General features: G+C 59.2%; 17 protein-coding genes, 1 tRNA gene and 2 rRNA genes. 15 read left to right on the plus strand and 5 right to left on the minus strand.

Translation table 11 applies throughout. From position 1 onward, the window contains the following. Position 1 precedes the first annotated feature (1 nt). The 3 genes from B2P82_RS14095 to B2P82_RS14105 all read left to right on the plus strand — a co-directional run bounded on the left by B2P82_RS14095 (position 2) and on the right by B2P82_RS14105 (position 3214). The gene (locus tag B2P82_RS14095) at positions 2 to 379 is read left to right on the plus strand and encodes a hypothetical protein (protein ID WP_290497592.1); all 378 of its coding nucleotides are present in this window, start codon (positions 2 to 4) and stop codon (positions 377 to 379) included. 178 nt (positions 380 to 557) lie between these two features. Further along, positions 558 to 755, plus strand: coding sequence for a hypothetical protein (locus B2P82_RS14100; protein ID WP_290497593.1), 198 nt, complete (start codon positions 558 to 560; stop codon positions 753 to 755). Continuing rightward, positions 752 to 3214, plus strand: a complete 2463-nt coding sequence (locus B2P82_RS14105) for an AAA family ATPase (RefSeq protein WP_290497594.1) — start codon at positions 752 to 754, stop codon at positions 3212 to 3214. The genes B2P82_RS14100 and B2P82_RS14105 overlap by 4 nt, the downstream gene beginning before the upstream one ends. A gap of 3 nt (positions 3215 to 3217) precedes the next feature. Here B2P82_RS14105 and B2P82_RS14110 read toward each other — a convergent pair whose 3' ends face one another. Both B2P82_RS14110 and B2P82_RS14115 read right to left on the minus strand, forming a co-directional pair. Beyond that, a complete protein-coding gene (locus B2P82_RS14110; protein ID WP_290497595.1) occupies positions 3218 to 3832 on the minus strand; it encodes a hypothetical protein in 615 nt (204 codons plus the stop codon). A 147-nt stretch (positions 3833 to 3979) separates the two neighbouring features. Next, positions 3980 to 4282, minus strand: a complete 303-nt coding sequence (locus B2P82_RS14115) for a hypothetical protein (RefSeq protein WP_290497597.1) — start codon at positions 4280 to 4282, stop codon at positions 3980 to 3982. 201 nt (positions 4283 to 4483) lie between these two features. Here B2P82_RS14115 and trbB point away from each other — a divergent pair, with 201 nt between their 5' ends. From trbB to B2P82_RS17080, 12 genes are all read left to right on the plus strand, one after another. Then, entirely contained in the window at positions 4484 to 5464 is a 981-nt protein-coding gene (gene trbB, locus B2P82_RS14120) for a P-type conjugative transfer ATPase TrbB (RefSeq protein WP_290497598.1), read from the plus strand. A gap of 12 nt (positions 5465 to 5476) precedes the next feature. After that, a complete protein-coding gene (locus B2P82_RS14125) occupies positions 5477 to 5809 on the plus strand; it encodes a TrbC/VirB2 family type IV secretion system protein (RefSeq protein ID WP_084397268.1) in 333 nt (110 codons plus the stop codon). Beyond that, entirely contained in the window at positions 5809 to 6063 is a 255-nt protein-coding gene (locus B2P82_RS14130) for a VirB3 family type IV secretion system protein (RefSeq protein ID WP_290497600.1), read from the plus strand. Before B2P82_RS14125 ends, B2P82_RS14130 begins: the two co-directional genes overlap by 1 nt. After that, positions 6057 to 8495 carry a conjugal transfer protein TrbE gene (gene trbE, locus B2P82_RS14135; RefSeq protein WP_290497602.1) on the plus strand — a complete coding sequence of 813 codons (2439 nt, stop codon included), beginning with the start codon at positions 6057 to 6059 and terminating at the stop codon, positions 8493 to 8495. Before B2P82_RS14130 ends, trbE begins: the two co-directional genes overlap by 7 nt. Before the next feature lie 10 nt (positions 8496 to 8505). After that, a complete protein-coding gene (gene trbJ / locus B2P82_RS14140; RefSeq protein WP_084393368.1) occupies positions 8506 to 9207 on the plus strand; it encodes a P-type conjugative transfer protein TrbJ in 702 nt (233 codons plus the stop codon). A 6-nt stretch (positions 9208 to 9213) separates the two neighbouring features. Further along, positions 9214 to 10533 (plus strand): P-type conjugative transfer protein TrbL, encoded by a 1320-nt coding sequence (gene trbL, locus B2P82_RS14145; RefSeq protein WP_290497603.1) that lies wholly within the window; start codon positions 9214 to 9216, stop codon positions 10531 to 10533. A 4-nt stretch (positions 10534 to 10537) separates the two neighbouring features. Next, positions 10538 to 11233: a conjugal transfer protein TrbF gene (trbF, locus tag B2P82_RS14150; RefSeq protein WP_035552024.1), complete on the plus strand. Its 696-nt coding sequence runs from the start codon at positions 10538 to 10540 to the stop codon at positions 11231 to 11233. Next, the gene (trbG, locus tag B2P82_RS14155; RefSeq protein ID WP_290497604.1) at positions 11230 to 12237 is read left to right on the plus strand and encodes a P-type conjugative transfer protein TrbG; all 1008 of its coding nucleotides are present in this window, start codon (positions 11230 to 11232) and stop codon (positions 12235 to 12237) included. Before trbF ends, trbG begins: the two co-directional genes overlap by 4 nt. Then, the gene (locus B2P82_RS14160) at positions 12234 to 13490 is read left to right on the plus strand and encodes a TraB/TrbI/VirB10 family type IV secretion system protein (RefSeq protein WP_290497606.1); all 1257 of its coding nucleotides are present in this window, start codon (positions 12234 to 12236) and stop codon (positions 13488 to 13490) included. Before trbG ends, B2P82_RS14160 begins: the two co-directional genes overlap by 4 nt. Continuing rightward, entirely contained in the window at positions 13490 to 13726 is a 237-nt protein-coding gene (locus B2P82_RS14165; RefSeq protein WP_084393364.1) for a DUF2274 domain-containing protein, read from the plus strand. Before B2P82_RS14160 ends, B2P82_RS14165 begins: the two co-directional genes overlap by 1 nt. A gap of 2 nt (positions 13727 to 13728) precedes the next feature. Then, positions 13729 to 14040, plus strand: a complete 312-nt coding sequence (locus B2P82_RS14170) for a DUF736 domain-containing protein (RefSeq protein ID WP_013301538.1) — start codon at positions 13729 to 13731, stop codon at positions 14038 to 14040. A gap of 195 nt (positions 14041 to 14235) precedes the next feature. Beyond that, a complete protein-coding gene (locus B2P82_RS17080) occupies positions 14236 to 15822 on the plus strand; it encodes a recombinase family protein (RefSeq protein ID WP_367173547.1) in 1587 nt (528 codons plus the stop codon). Here the strand turns inward: B2P82_RS17080 and B2P82_RS14180 are convergent. The 3 genes from B2P82_RS14180 to B2P82_RS14190 all read right to left on the minus strand — a co-directional run. Then, positions 15779 to 15855: transfer RNA gene (locus B2P82_RS14180), tRNA-Met, on the minus strand. The two genes, B2P82_RS17080 and B2P82_RS14180, sit on opposite strands and share 44 nt — an antisense overlap. A 162-nt stretch (positions 15856 to 16017) precedes the next feature. After that, positions 16018 to 16137, minus strand: a 5S ribosomal RNA gene (rrf, locus tag B2P82_RS14185). 91 nt (positions 16138 to 16228) lie between these two features. Further along, positions 16229 to 16651: ribosomal RNA gene (locus B2P82_RS14190) — 23S ribosomal RNA — on the minus strand; the annotation flags it as partial.

Below are 16651 nucleotides of genomic sequence, written 5' to 3' on the forward strand. Positions count from 1 at the left end.
CATGGCGCGCAATCCCAGGCTGCACATTCGCGTCTCCGAAACGAACCATCGCAAGGTCAAGCAGTTCTCTGCTGAGCATGGTGTCCACGTCGGCAACCTGATCGACGAAGCACTGACCCTGCTGTTCACGCCGCCTGAGGACAGGCCCGATGCGGCGATCATCCAGCGGCTGGAACGGGTCGAAGACCAGATCGAGAAGCTAGCAACCGGCACAGCGTTCCAGACGGATCTGCTCATCGAGTTCATTTTCGAATGGCTGAGGCAGCGGCCGGGCAAGAACCCGCTCGAAACGCCAGCAGATGCAGCGCGCGCACGAACTGAGTTGGAGGCACTTACGAAACGCGTCGTCGACCGGTCCAATCCGCACATCTGGAACTAGCATCGGTGATTTATGGCCGTCACACCACGTATTGCGGACCGTAAATGGCGTTGAAATCGACGTACTCGCAATCAGTGATTATGCACTAAAAATCGGTGGGTCTCGCTCAAAGCAAAAAGACAAATCAGTCAACCTATGGCTAAAGTAGTTTCGACCGTCAAAGTCACTGGAGAAACGCGTGGCCAAATCGAAAACTCAGTCCCCCGTCGTCGATCAAGTAATCCAAGCGTACGCCCTTGCCATGAAGGAGGCTGGGATCATGCCAGAGGATGCTCAAGGGCGTCTAGTTGATGTCCTTTTGGGTGATAACGTCCCTACCCCAAAAAGAGTTGAGGATGCGCTCTTCCCGGAGAAAGACGAAGAGGTCGATCCTTGATCAAGATCGAGAGCCTAAAGATATCCCACTTCCGGGGCATCAAAGATCTGAGCTTGAACCTTTCGCAGGCCAGGTTTGGTGTGTTCGGTCCAAACGGCACCGGCAAAAGCGGCGTCGTAGATGCAATTGAATTCGTTCTGACGGGATCGATAACTCGTCTTACTGGTGCTGGCACAGATGAACTCAGTGTGAGCAAGCATGGGCCGCATGTAGATGCCGGCGCTGCCTCTGACAAAGCCGTCGTCGTGGTTGAAGGCGTTCTAACGTCGAGCGGAAAGAAGTTCAAAATTGAGCGCTCTGTAGCCCGCCCGAGTAAGCCCAAAATCGCACCTGACGACGAAGAGACCAACGCAGCGTTGGCGGAGGTGGCACGGCATCCCGAGTTCGCATTATCGCGTAGAGAAATCGTCAAATACATTATCACGGCCCCGGGAAAGAGGGACGAGGATGTAAAAGCCCTGCTCCGACTAGATCGGTTGGACGCCATACGAAAATCGCTCACGACTGTGGCGAACAGTGCTGCGACCACTTCAAGAAATGCAGACACTGCTGCAAAAGCAGCGCAACGCAGCTTTGCCGAAGGTCTCGGGATATCGGACATCAAGGCCGAGACGATCTTGTCGAAGGTGAACCTGCATCGGGAAACTCTCCAGCTTCCTCATATCACCACGCTTTCATCAAAAACCGACTTCAAGGATGGCTTAAAAGCAGCCGACGGGAAAAGGCCTTCGCCTCCAAAAGACGTGGCGCTCAAAGAAACACAAAGTCTTCAGGCAAGCCTAAAGGCTGAAACTTTGGCCCAAACGAAAGGCCGAAGCGACGCAACAGAGGCCCTAAATCAGCTCTCAGCGGATCTGACGGCGTGGAGAGCCGTGCGACAAAAAGCACTCATTCAGGCCGGACTTCCATTGGTCGACGAAAATGGTTGTCCCCTGTGTGATGCGGCTTGGAATGAAGAGGACCTGCGCGCTCACCTCGAAGTCAAACTGGAATCAGCAAAGGCTGCAGACAAGTACCTAACAGAGATCGCGGACAAGATATCAAGTGTGCACCTACAGATCACAGAATGTCGAACAGCACTCTCAAGAGCCATTCAGTACTGTGAGCAATTGGATAGGCAAATTGAGAAGCAAAAGCTGAGTGAAGCAGTATCGAATATTGAGACCGTCGACAAGCTCCTCGATAATGCAACTGGATCTACCGAGGCTTTGGCTGAGGCCGTTTCGGCACTTGCAAAACCATGGGCGATTGGAGACCAAGCTACCCTCGGCGCGCTAGAAGTTTTGCAAACTGAAATCCAAAAGCTGCCTGAACTGTCAGACGCAGACAAAGCTGAAGAGCAGCTTATCCTAGCTCAGGAAAGGTACGGCATTTGGGTAACCGCTGTCGATGTTTGGCGAGGCGCAACTGAACGCGCAAAAATCGCCAAACATGCGAAAGACACATTCGACGCAATTAGCGTCGCAGAACTCAATGATATCTACGAGGCAGTTCAGAACGATTTTGCTTCTTACTACAAACAATTGAACAAGGGCGACGAGGAAGACTTCGAAGGTCTCCTCACTCCAGGCCCAGCAAAGCTAAATCTTGATGTCGACTTTTACGGGCGGGGAAAGTTTCCTCCCGGAGCATTTCATTCTGAGGGTCACCAAGATGGAATGGGGCTTTGTCTTTACTTGGCGCTGATGAAGCAGACACTGGGCGACGACTTTCGCTTTTGCGTGCTTGATGATGTTCTGATGTCAGTTGATGCAGGACACCGCCGACAGGTTTGCCACCTCCTTTTGAAGGAGTTTGCAGACACACAGTTTGTACTTACAACGCATGACCGCGTGTGGCTCAATTTCATGCGAGCTGAAAATCTCATTGCGCAAGCAGTGACTTTCGGAGGATGGACCGTTGATACGGGACCATTGGTTTACGACGATTTGGATATGATGGACCGGGTCCGAGCGGCGCTGACGGCAGGAGATGTTCAAACTGCCGCCGGTCGGCTGAGACATTACCTGGAACATATTGGATATCTGTTGGCAGACGGACTGCGCGCTGCGGTACCCTTTCACGCAGATGGTCAGTACACCCTTAACGACACCTTGCCTCCTGCATTGGCTGCAATCAGAAAGCGCATGAAGGAAGCACTGGCGGCGGCAAAGAGTTGGGGAAAGACAGAGTCGGAACAGTCAATAGCTGCAACACTGTCGGCATTCGAAGGTGCGGTTGCGCAAAGCAAAGTCGAAGAGTGGGGTGTAAATCCGGCAGTACACTTCAACGCGTGGCAAAATTTTGAGCCGAAAGAATTCGAGAAAATTGCAGCCGCATTTGAAGCCGTTCTCGAGGCAGCCAGATGCAACGTATGCAAAGGTCTCTTAAGGCTGTCATATTCCGGGCCAACACCACAGGCGCTCAATTGCCTTTGCGGCGAAGTGCGCTTCGATTTGAACAAAAAGAAGCAAGGCTAAGCTTTAGTCCTTTTCCGCCAGAAGTTTCCGCAATGCATCTTCGAGTGTGCGGGTTCCAGTTTTTTCAAGGATCGCTTCTGTGTATGCTTCTGACAGCGCTGTTCGAATGCCACTTCGTTTAGCGCCTATGAGGTAGCTGATACCATCCTTCCCCGCATCGGCGATTGAAACACTCTGGATGGCGAGCTCGGCGAGCTTTGCGGCAGAAGGACTTTCGATATTTTGATCAAGGTCCGTATACAGCACTGTGGGAACCCCACAAAAATCTCGCAGCTGTTTCACCCTTACTCTGCCCGTGACACTTTCTGGGGGAATAGTATAGCGCTTACCGGACCCAACGGCCTGAATTTCACGTCGATAGAGCATGTCGACTGCGTCATCGATTGACGCTTTCAATAGAATTATTTTGCCAATTACCTTTGCGCCTCCGGTTGCCACCGGAACTAGCGTCGGAGCCCCACCTCGTTTGGCGCCACTCTGTCGAGCGAACTCTACAGCGAACGGTGTTTCCGCATTTTCTATTATGCCTATCTTAGATGCATCAATTTCTTCGCCCGGATCGACGATTAGAGATCCATAAGCCAGAATGCCTGTTCCGGGATTAGCGTGGTTACCCACTTCAGTTCCCCTTCATCGCTTTGGCCAACAAACTCTCTCGCGGGGTCCGGCGGGTTGCTAAGACAAATCTAGAACGAGCGCCGCTGATCCGGGCTATTCGAAGCAGAAGAATATCAAATGTGGCATTAGTTGATGTCGTCTCGGGTACTATGATTCTCGTGTATTTCCGATCCGACCGTTGTCCACTTCACAGACAAGTTGGCCTCTTGAGTTGAGTTCCTCTCTAAACCAATTGGCATCCTGCTCTGACCTGAACATGTAGCGAGCTGTGTGCTCGCCCTTCTCCAGATGGCTGTGCGAACGCCAGTCGGGACCGATATTGGTGTTGAGCCAGGCGGCGATGATGTCGAGACGTTTGCCGAGGCCGAAGGGAGGGATAGGCAATTCGACATGGTGCGGGAAGTCCCGCGCATCCTTTTCGGCCATGAGAACGGATTTGTAGCGACCCATAGGCTTCTCCTTGGTGTTCGTGTTTTGTTCTATTCTTGCTTTCCGGTCCGATATCAATCCGTGCGGCGCGATTTCCTGTGAATTGCCCCTCTGCGTCCTCGTAGGTCCCGCAGGCGCCTTTCTTGTCCTCCTGCCCCAACTGTGCGGCAGCATTTGATGCCCTGATGCTGGCCCCATCACTGATGAGGACCACGCCTAACCATGTCTGCCCTGCCCCAGACCAGCGAGACCGAGACCCGCCGCACAGCGATGCTCCGCACGGCTTTTGACGGGCCGGTTGGGGCAGCACTGGCCGCGCCCGATACAATCGAGATACTCGCCAATCCTGACGGCTCGGTCTGGGTCGAGAAGGCGGGTTTCGGCTTGCGCCGTGCATCCGAGACGCTCGGCCGCGCCGAACGCGAACGGATCATCCGGCTGGTCGCATCTTCTGTCGGCGAAGCCTGCGACCGGGCCTCCCCGATTGTGTCTGCCGAACTGCCAGGCTCCGGCGAGCGGTTCGAAGGCATCCTGCCGCCTGTCTCGGAGTCGCCATGTTTTGCGATCCGGAAACCTGCGGGCCAACCCATCGCGCTCGATACCTATGTCGAGACCGGCGCGCTGACACCGGCGCTCTGTGTAGGGCTCCGGCAGGCGCTTGAAGACCGGCTCAACATCGTCGTCGCCGGCGGGACGTCGTCGGGGAAGACGACCTTTGCCAATGCCTTATTGTCCGAACCGGCTCTTTCAGAGGACCGGATCGTCATCCTCGAAGATACGCGGGAGCTTCGCTGTTCCGCCGAGGATGTGACGCAGCTCAGGACGCACCGGTCCGGCATCACACTCCGCGATTTGGTGCGCTCGACCATGCGGCTCCGGCCTGACCGGATCATTGTCGGCGAAGTACGCGGCGGCGAAGCGCTGGACCTCCTCAAGGCCTGGAATACCGGCCATCCGGGCGGGATCACCACGCTGCATGCAAATTCCGCCTCCGGCGCACTCACCCGGCTCGAACAGCTGGTCGAGGAAGCAACGACCGCCCTTCCCCATGCCCTGATCGGCGAGGCGGTCGATGTGATCGTCTTCATGTCCCGCGCGAGCGGCGCGCGCCGCGTTGAGCAGGCACTCCGCATTACCGGCTTTGACGGCACCGAATACCGGACCGAGCCGCTCGCCGCCCCCTTTCTCAACATCGTCAACTAAGGAGACCGACGGATGTTCTACGACCAGATCAAGGCCCTCAACCGATCGCTTCAGGCCGGCGTATTGCTGGCATCGGTGAGTGTGTTGTCACTGCCTGCGCATGCCGCCGGCACAGGCATGCCCTGGGAAGGCCCGCTCGACCAGATCCTGCAATCGATCGAAGGCCCTGTCGCCCGGATCGTGGCGGTGATCATCATCACGCTGACTGGCCTGACGCTCGCCTTCGGGGAGACTTCCGGCGGGTTCCGCAAGCTGATCCAGATCGTGTTCGGCCTGTCCATCGCCTTTGCGGCGACCAGCTTCTTCCTGACCTTCTTCTCCTTCGGCGGCGGCGCGGTGCTCTAGTGCTGGACGGCTACGAAATCCCCCTCCACCGCTCGCTCGCCGAACCCATCCTGATGGCAGGCGCGCCTCGCTCGGCCGCCATCGCCATCGGGACGATCGCGGCAGCGTTGGCCCTTGGCCTCCGGCTCTGGATACCGGGGCTGGTGGTCTGGGTGGCGGGACACTCGCTCGCTGTCCTCATGGCCCGGTCTGACCCCGACTTTCTCGCCGTCGCGATCCGGTCTGCCCGTCACAAGGAATATCTTTCATGCTGAATCTTTCCGAATACGCGGCAAAACCGGCTGGGCTCCCAGACTACCTCCCCTGGGCGTGCCTCGTCGCGCCGGGCGTCGTCCTCAACAAGGACGGCGCCTTCCAGGCAAGCTTCCGCTATCGGGGTCCCGACCTTGAAAGCTCGACGGAAGCCGAACTCGTGGCGGTCACCGCACGGGTCAACAATGTGCTCCGCCGGTTCGGGTCCGGCTGGGCTTTGTTCTTCGAGGCTGTGCGAGCGGAAGCGGTCTCGCTGGAAGAGAGTACATTTGAGTGTCCAGCCGCTTGGCTGATAGAGCAGGAACGGCGGGCAGCCGCCGAAGAGACCGGCGCCCGGTTCGAGAGCGCCTATTATCTCACCCTACTCTGGCTGCCGCCGGCCGATGCGACGGGACGGGCCGAGAAGGCGCTGATCGAGCGGCCAGAAAAGCGCGACGGCGAGGACTGGCGCCAGCGGCTGGAGCATTTCCAGACACGCGCCGCGCAGACTCTGGATCTTCTCTCGACGGCCCTGGATGAAATCCATCCGCTCTCGGACGAGGAGACCCTCACCTATTTGCACGCCTGCATCTCGTCGAAGCGGCATGCCGTATCGGTTCCCGAACTGCCTGTCTTCCTTGATGCCGTGTTGGCTGATGAGAGTTTTGCGGGCGGGCTCGAGCCGCGGATTGGCGAGGCGCCTCTCGCGACACTGACCCTGCTGGGCTTTCCGGCCTCGACCCTGCCTGGGATGCTGGACGAGCTCAACCGGCTTGGCTTTTCCTATCGCTGGACGACCCGCTACATCGCGATGGACAAGGCCGAAGCCGAAAAGCTCCTCGCGAAGAAGCGGCGGCACTGGTTTGCGAAGCGCAAATCCGTCGGCGCAGTCCTGCGGGAGACGCTGTTCAACGAGCAGGCCGCCCTGCTCGACAATGATGCCGACAACAAGGCCGCCGATGCCGATGCGGCGCTGCAGGAGCTCGGCTCGGACCTTGTCTCTTATGGCTATGTCACCACGACGCTGACGCTCATGGGCACTTCGCGCGAAGAGGTCGAGGAACGCACCCGCGCGGTCGAGCGGGTAATCAACGGGCGCGGGTTCACAACCATCCGCGAGACGCTGAACGCCGTCGAAGCCTGGCTTGGCTCCCTGCCGGGGCATGTCTATGCCAATGTCCGCCAGCCGATCCTGCACACACTGAACCTCGCTCACCTCGTGCCGATCTCTTCAGTCTGGGCAGGCGAGGCGTGGAATGACCATCTGTCGGACCGCGCGCTCATAGAAGCGCAAACGGAGGGCACGACGCCGTTCCGGCTGAACCTGCATGTCGGCGATGTCGGCCATGCGCTGATCATCGGGCCGACGGGATCCGGCAAGTCGGTGCTCCTGTCGCTGCTCGCGGCGCAATGGAAACGCTATGAGGGCGCGCAGGTCTTCTTCTTCGACAAGGGACGGTCGGCGCGGGCGGTGACATTGGCTTTGGGTGGCACCTGGCTGCCGCTGGCCGGCGATGAGCGTCCGGCCTTGCAGCCGCTTCGGGACATCAATACAGACCGCGGCGCGAGCTTTGCGGCCGACTGGTTGCTCGGCCTGATCGAAGCTGAGGGCGTGACCGTTACGCCAGACCTGAAGTCTGTCTTGTGGGACGCGGTGCGGTCGCTGGCTTCGGCGCCTGTTGCCGAACGCACGCTAACGGGGCTCAGCCTGATCCTGCAATCCGATACGCTGAAGGCGGCGCTGCACCCCTACACGCTGGAAGGCGCCTACGGGCATCTGCTCGATAGCGATTCAGAAGCCTGCGACCTCTCGTCGGTTGCCTGTTTCGAGATGGACGAGCTGATGCAGACCCCGTCTGCGGTCGCGCCGGTCATCACCTATCTCTTTCATCGGCTAGAGGGCCGGTTCGATGGCCGCCCGACCCTGCTCATTCTCGATGAGGCCTGGCTCTTCCTGGATCATCCCGTCTTTGCCGCACGCCTCCGCGATTGGCTGAAGACGCTGCGCAAGAAGAATGTGGCGGTCGTGTTTGCGACCCAGTCGCTTGCCGACATTGAGGGGGCGTCGATTGCACCGGCCCTGATCGAATCCTGCCCGACACGGATCTTCCTGCCGAATGAGCGGGCGCTCGAGCCGACTGCCCAGGCGATCTATCGGCGGTTCGGACTCAATGACCGCCAGATCGACATTCTCGCCAAGGCCATCCCGAAGCGGGACTATTACTATACCTCGCCGCTTGGCTGCCGGCTCTTCGAGCTTGGCCTTGGTGAAGTCGCCCTCGCCTTCTGCGGGGCGGCATCACCTGCCGACCAGAAGCTCATGGATGGGCTACTCGAAGCCGACGCAGAAACGGGCTTCGCCCGCGGCTGGCTGCAGCTGAAACAGCTCGGCTGGGCAGCAGACCTGCTGGCCGGGCAGCCCGATGCAACCCTCCCACAAATCGCCGCTGAATAGGAGCCCCCAAATGAAAGCCCTTCTGTCTTCCGTCGCGCTTGTTGCCATTCCGCTATCTGGCCTAATGGCCCCGCCCGCCTCGGCGCAGCTTGCTGTCTACGACCCGGCCAACCACGCCCAGAACATCCTGCAGGCCGTGCGAGCGCTTCAGGAAATCGATAACCAGGTTCGCCAGCTCACCCATGAGATCGACATGATCGAGAAAATGGCGCGGGATTTGGAAACCCTGCCTGTCGAAGTTGCCCGCGCCATCATTGCCGACCGCATCCGCCGCATCGGAGAACTCATGCGCGACGCCGAAGGGATTGGCTACGGCGTCGAGGAGGTCGAGGAGGAGTATGAGAACCTCTATCCTGAAACCTATGGCGACACACCGCCTCAGTCCGATGTACTTGTAGAGGATGCGCGCGCCCGCTGGCGCCAGTCGCGCAATGCCCACAAGCACACGCTCCTCATGGTCGCTGAGACCGTGCGCAACAATGCCGAGGATTCCGAGGCACTGACCGGCTTGGTGGATGAGAGCCAGACAGCCATCGGCAATCTCCAGGCCCTGCAGGCCGGCAACCAGATCGGTGCACTCTCGGCCGAACAGCTGATCCAGATGGAAGCGCTGATGGCCGCCCATTACCGGGCCATAGCCTTCGACCGGGCACGTGAGCTTGAAGAGGCCGAACGCGGCCGGGCCCGTCTTAAATCCTTCCTCGGAGACTGACCCGTCATGGAAGAGATGGGCGTCATCGACCGGTTCCTCGAAACCTTCATTGCCTATATCGATTCAGGCTTCGGCCTGCTTGCCGGCGATGTCGCTTACCTGACAACCACACTGATAGTCATAGACATCACGCTCGCCGGTCTCTTCTGGGCGCTGTCGCAGAATGCCGACGTCATGTCGGGCCTCCTCAAGAAGGTGCTCTATGTCGGCTTCTTCGCCTTCATCATCGGCAACTTCACCCTGCTCGCCAACATCGTGTTCGAGAGCTTCGCGAGCCTCGGTGTGAAGGCGGGCTCCAGCACGCTGACGGCAGGCGACCTTATGCGACCGGGCTATATTGCCGGGGTCGGGTTCGAGGCGGCAGAACCCTTGCTGGCCGAAATCGGCGACATGCTTGGTCCAATCAGCTTCTTTCACAATTTTATCCTGATCGCTGTCATGTTCCTGGCCTGGGCGATCATCCTCGTCGCCTTCTTCGTGCTCGCGGTTCAGCTCTTCGTGGCGATCCTGGAATTCAAGCTGACGACGCTGGCCGGGTTCGTACTGATCCCGTTCGCGCTCTGGAACAAGACCAGCTTCCTCGCTGAACGCGTGCTCGGCAATGTCGTCACCTCGGGCATCAAGCTGATGGTGCTCGCTATCGTCGTCGGGATCGGCTCAACGCTCTTTGCTTCGATCACCGATGCTTTCACCGGGCCGGGCGATACGACTCTGGCGCAAGTGATGGGCACCGTGCTTGCCGCCATCGTCTTTCTCTGGATGGGTGTGTTCGCGCCGGGAATTGCGTCAGGCCTTGTCACCGGGGCGCCGCAGCTTGGCGCCGGTTCGGTCGTCGGCACAACAGCCGCTGTGGGTGCGGGCGCGATCCTCGCAGGCACAGGCACAGTCGCTGCTGGACGCGCCGCAATTGGCGGGGCGTCGGCAGCGGTCAAGGCCGGGGCCTCAATGTCGGGCGCGGCTCGCACCTCGTATGACCTTGGACGGCTTGGTTCCGGCGCCACCGGCTGGCGCGGGCATCTCGCTGGAGCCACAGGTATGGCGCAGGCTGGCTCGGACGCCATGCGGCGCATGGCCGGACGGCCCTTGCAAGGCGCCCGAAATGCTTACAGGCGCGGCAGTGAAGCCGCCTTTGCGGCAACCGGCGGGAGCACAGCATCTACGGGCGTCAGCGATGCCGGAACCAGCGGTTCAAGCCCGGCCTGGGCCCGGCGCCTGCGCACAGAACAACGCCTGCAGCATGCCGGCGCGATCACTGTGCACGCTCTGAAAGATGGCGACCGCGGCATGGCTGGTGAGAACCCGAAACTTCAAAGAGACGAGGACTGATCCCATGTTCAGGCGAACTTCCACCCATTACGGGCAAAGCCCGCATCCCGAAACGCCTTACCAGAAAGCCGGCCAGATCTGGGATGACCGGATCGGATCTGCCCGCGTACAGGCCAGGAACTGGCGGCTGATGGCACTCGGGTTGCTGGTCCTTCTGACGGCCTCTTCAGCCGCCCTTGTTTGGCGCAGCCTGCAATCCACAGTGACGCCATATGTGGTCGAAGTGGACGACACAGGCTCTGTGAAAGCCGTCGGCCCTGCCCTCGCCAATTACGACCCGACCGATGCGCAAGTCGCCCATCACCTCGCCAACTTCATCTCCGATGTCCGCAGTCTTTCCATCGATCCGGTCATTGTCCGGCAGAACTGGTTGGCGGCCTATGACTATGTGACCGACAAGGCCGCCATCACGCTCAGCGATTATGCCCGCGACAATGACCCCTTCGCCGAGATCGGACGTCGCTCGCGCAGTGTCGATGTCGTAAGTGTCGTCCGCGTCTCGGACGAGTCCTTCCAGGCGCGCTGGCTTGAGAAGACCTACGAGAATGGCGCGCTGACCGGCGTCAAACGGTTCACCGGCCTCTTCACCCTGATCCACTCCCCGCCGCGCGATGCGCCGACGCTCCGCGCCAACCCGCTCGGCCTCTACATCCACAGCCTCAATTGGGGCGAAGACCTTGTCACAGGAGACAACCCATGATCCGCACTCCCACACTGGTATCCACACTGGCCCTTGCCACCGCCTGCGCCAGCGTTCCGGAGGCCGCGCCGATCGAGCCGGAACTGTTTGTCGCCGCCGCGCAGGTCGAGGACGCAGAGCCCCGTCCTGTCGAGATCGTCGAAACACCAACACCTTTGCCGCTTCCCGGCCAGATGAAACCGGTCGACGGGGTCAAGCGCACGGTAACCCGTGTCTATACCTCGCCCTCCGAGACGATCCGCAAGGGCACATCAGAAGCCCGGATCGAGCCGTCCGTGGACGGCTATGTAAATGCCATTCAGGTCTATCCCTATACAGAAGGGGCGCTGTACAGATTGTATGCCGCGCCGGGACAGGTCTCCGACATTGCGCTGCAGCCCGGCGAGACGCTGGTCTCTGTCTCGGCTGGCGATACGGTGCGCTGGATTGTGGGAGATACATCCTCCGGTTCAGGCGGAACAGCACGCGCACATGTTCTGGTCAAACCGATCGGCGCCGGCCTCTCGACCAATCTCATGATTGCGACAGACCGGCGGACCTATCATCTGGAACTGGAGAGCGGTGACGGCACCTATATGGCGGCGTTGTCTTGGCGCTATCCGGCCGACGAGCTCTCGCAACTCATCTCTCGCAACAGCGTAGCGCTCGCGCGGGAAGAGACATCAATCATGCCGGGTGTTGCACTCGACCGGCTGGACTTTGATTACCTGATCGATGGTGACCGTCCAGACTGGCGACCCGTCCGCGTGTTCGATGATGGGCGGCAGGTTTTCATCCAGATGCCGGAAGGGTTGTCGACTATGGAGGCCCCGCCCCTCTTTGTCCTTGGCGTTTCTGGCGAGGCCGAACTCGTCAATTATCGCCTCAAGGGCAATTACTACATTGTCGATCATCTCTTCCGGGCCGCTGAGCTTCGCCTTGGTGAGAAATCCCAGACCGTGGTGCGGATCCGCAAACGCGAACCGAGGTCTGGTCTCGCGAGCCTGTTCGGGAGCAAGGGATGAGCGAGCCAGCCCCTTTCCCGCAGCAGGCCGATGCCCTGAAACTGCGCGCGCGGCCGCGACCCGTCACACGGATCAACCGGAAAGTCCTGATGGTCGGCGCCGGGCTCGGTGTGCTGGGGCTCTTTGCTGCCGCCTCCATTGCGCTCGATCCGCCCAAGGCCGCCGATCCCGCGGATCGCCAGGAACTTTACAACACGGCCACGAAGCGCGCGCCGGATGGACTGGCAGAACTTCCCTCGTCGTATGCGACCTGGACGCCGTCGCCCGGAACGCCAAAGCTTGGCGCACCCATGGCCGGCGACCTCGGCGGGACAGTGGTTTCGGAGGAACGCGAATGGGGGCTCGATCCGGAGTGGGATGTCGCAGCCTCGGATGATTTCAGGCCCTCGCCTGAAGATGAAGCCCTTCGGGCCGAACGTCTTGTCGCGGCTAAGCTTGCCGACGCAGCGGGCAAATCCTCCGTATTCTTTGACATTGGCGCTGGGCCGAGCATCGGGCCGGCATCCCTGCCGTCTGCCGGAGTTCCGGCCTCGTTCGGCTCTGAGCTGCTGGCGCTCGCTAGCCAAAGCGCCGGTGCCTTGCCGACAGGTCCAGGTAAGGATGACAACTTGCAAGCCCGCAAGATCGCCTTCGCGGACGAGGCACGCGATGGGGCGATTTACAACCCGCATGATCTCGAGACACCGGTCTCGCCCTACCAGGTCATGGCGGGCACGCTTATCCCGGCTTCGCTTGTGACAGGCCTCAACTCGGATCTGCCAGGTTCGGTCATCGGGCAGGTCACCCAGCCGGTCTATGACACCGTCACCGGAGCTTATCTTCTCATTCCGCAGGGTACCCGGCTGATCGGGCGCTACCAGTCCGAAATCTCATTCGGCCAGCAGCGCGCACTATTGATCTGGGACCGAATGATCTTCCCGGATGGCAGTTCTGTGCAGATATCTGAACCTGCCGCAGACAAGCAGGGTTTTGCGGGCCTTTCTGACCGCACAGACCATCACTGGGACCGGGTATTTGTCGCCGCTGGTCTTGCGACCGTTCTCGGCATCGGCGCGGAACTAGGATCAGACGAGGATGATATCGAACGTGCCATACGGCGCGGGTTCGGCGACAGCGTGTCTGAGGCCGGGGAGCGCGTCGTTGATCGCAACCTCGGCATCCAGCCGACCCTTCGTATCCGGCCCGGCTGGCCGGTGCGGGTCATCGTGACGCGTGATCTCGTGCTGCGGCCTTATTCTCAGGGAGGCCGCTGATGAGCCTTCGCATTGCCCAACTGCCGGATCGCACGCCGGTCAAACTGACCCTCTCTGTTGAACCCGATCTCGCGTCCGCGCTTGCCGACTATGCGGCGATCTATGCCGAGACCTATGGCGCCGAAGAGAAACCCGAAACCCTGGTTCCTGTCATGCTGGAAACCTTCCTCGCATCGGATGCCGGGTTCAAGCGGGCCCGCAAGGCCCTTCATGCCAGAGCCAGCAAAGGAGAATAGCAATGGCGACAATTGGCACCTTCAGCCAGAAGGATGGCAAATGGACCGGGACGATCCGGACCATGACAATCAATGTGAAAGCCCAGATGGTCCCGGTGACCGAGAAAGCCGAAGGCGGCCCGGACTACCGGATCTTCGCCGGAGGCGCAGAACTCGGCGCCGCCTGGCGCGAGGAAAGCAAGGATGGCGAAACTCCATACCTTGCCGTCAAGCTGGATGATCCGGGGTTCGAGAAGCCACTGAGAGCTGCCTTTTTCGAGAAGGAAGAAGATGGCAGCGGCGTGCTGGTCTGGAACCGTCAGAAGCTGAACTAGATCAGCTTCTGCCTATCGGACCGTGAACCGCAAATACCCCAAACTCGTGTCTCGCGGTCGCCTTCCAAAGGCGATCGCGAAGCCAACTGAACCTCCCGAGGACGAATTTTCTGGGGAAATAGCCCCATCTTGGGCGATTGATCTCGCCGAAGCGCTTGCGCGATATCATGCGAGGTTGGCATATCGGAAAGGGTCATGACCCTAAAAGCCGCCATCTACGCCCGCTACTCGTCGGACCTTCAGTCTATTCGTTCAATCGAAGACCAGATTGCTCTTTGCCGACAACACCTAGAACAGAAATCCTGGACCGAAACCGTCGTCTATTCAGACCGCGCGATCTCGGGCGGCGCAATGGTTACGCGCCCCGGTATACAGGATCTGATTAGGGGCGCCGCGAACGGTCACTTCAATGTCGTTGTATCAGAGGCGCTCGACCGCATTTCCCGCGACCAAGCCGACACAGCCACAATCTACAAGATCCTCGCCTTTCACGGCGTGTCGATCGTCACGCTTTCCGAAGGAGAAGTCGACTCGATGCATGTCGGCTTCAAGGGCGTGATGAATGAGATGTTCCTGCGCGATCTGGCGAAGAAGACGCGCCGCGGTCAGACTGGTGTTGTGAATTCAGGTAGATCGGCCGGAGGACATTGCTACGGTTACGACATCCTACCGGGTGAACAGAATGGCATCCTGACCATCAACGACGAAGAAGCTGAGACCATCAGACGGATCATGCGTCTGTTCGTTGAAGGAAAATCTCCGCGAAGCATCGCGGCCATGTTGAATCAGGAAGGTGTCGCAGCACCGCGCGGTTCAGATTGGCGCGCCTCAACGATCAATGGACAGGTGCATGCCGGCAACGGCATCCTGAACAACGAACTCTATATCGGTCGCCGCATCTGGAACCGCAGGCATAAGGTCACGGATCCCTTCTCCGGCAAGAAGCGTATGCGGGCAAACCCCGAAAGCGAATGGGTCATCAATGAGGTGCCGGACCTTCGGATTGTTGATAATGAACTCTGGCAGGCTGTGAAGCTTCGCCAACAAAGGCACTCCCGCAAACGTGGTGGAGCGAAGCGGCCAACACGGCTCCTGTCGGGGCTTCTGGAATGTACTGTGTGCGGCGGTCCAATGTCGATTGTCTCTCAGAACAGGTACGGTTGCTCGACAAGGCGCGAGAAGGGTACCTGCTCGAACAATCGAACCATTGCGGCCAAAGAACTGGAAGAACGCGTCCTTGCAGGACTGAACAACGCTCTGCTTCATCCGGACGCGCAGAAGGCGGCCGCACGCGAGTTTCACGCAGAACTCGTTCGTCAACAAAAGGCGACTGGGAGCGAGCGGTTTCAGCTTGAGAAGGCTATCGCTGAAGCCGGCAGGCGTATCGACCGGATTGTCGATGCGATTGCTGAAGGAGTCGCGACCACTGCCCTCAAGCAAAAGCTGGTCGCCCTGGAAGCAGAAAAAGTCGAAAACGAGGGCAAACTTGCGGCAATGGGCAGCGAGCCCGTTGTGAGCGTTCATCCGAACGCGGGCGAGCTCTATGCCGAGCTTATCGGCTCACTTGTGGAAGTGGTTTCGGACCCGTCTCCGGATGCTGACGAGGTCCGATCCGTCTTGAGGAAGACCATCCAACGGATTTGCCTTGAGCCGCGCAAAAATGAGAGCGGCTATAACCTTGTTATAAAAGGTGATTTGGCCGCCCTGATTTCTCAGGACGGCCAAACTACTCTTATGATGGGTGCGGGAGTAGGATTTGAACCTACGACCTTCAGGTTATGAGCCTGACGAGCTACCGGACTGCTCCATCCCGCGTCAGCTTGTAGTTACATTTAGGAGGGTAACCCCTTAAATGCAAATCCGGCCGCGAGGGCCGGACAAATCCGCTTGGAAAATCCAGGCGGCAGGCCGCAAAAGCGACCAAAATCGTCGTAATGGAAAGATGTGTCTGCAAGTTTGTCTGACTGGGCTCTGCGGACCCGGCAGCGACCTACTCTCCCACGNNACGCCTTAAGACGTAGTACCATTGGCGCAAGGGGGCTTAACGACCGAGTTCGAGATGGGATCGGGTGGGGACCCCCTGCCATAACCACCGGGTCGGCGGAAACCAGTCAGGGATATTATACCAACATGTTCTTTATCGAGACTGTGTAGAAGCAAATACGCTTTCAACTACACATGAATTTCAACAATCAAGCCTATCGAGCAATTAGTACCGGTTAGCTCCACGCATCGCTGCGCTTCCACACCCGGCCTATCGACGTGCTGGTCTTGCACGGCTCTCAGGGATACCTGGTTTTGAGGTTAGTTTCCCGCTTAGATGCTTTCAGCGGTTATCTAGTCCACACATAGCTACCCTGCAATGCGGCTGGCGCCACAACAGGTCCACCAGAGGTGTGTTCATCCCGGTCCTCTCGTACTAGGGACAAATCCTCTCAAGTATCCAACACCCACGGCAGATAGGGACCAAACTGTCTCGCGACGTTCTGAACCCAGCTCACGTACCACTTTAATCGGCGAACAGCCGAACCCTTGGGACCTGCTCCAGCCCCAGGATGAGATGAGCCGACATCGAGGTGCCAAACACTGCCGTCGATATGAGCTCTTGGGC

The sequence above is a fragment of the Hyphomonas sp. UBA4494 genome (genome assembly GCF_002388935.1).
Taxonomy (GTDB): Bacteria; Pseudomonadota; Alphaproteobacteria; order Caulobacterales; family Hyphomonadaceae; genus Hyphomonas.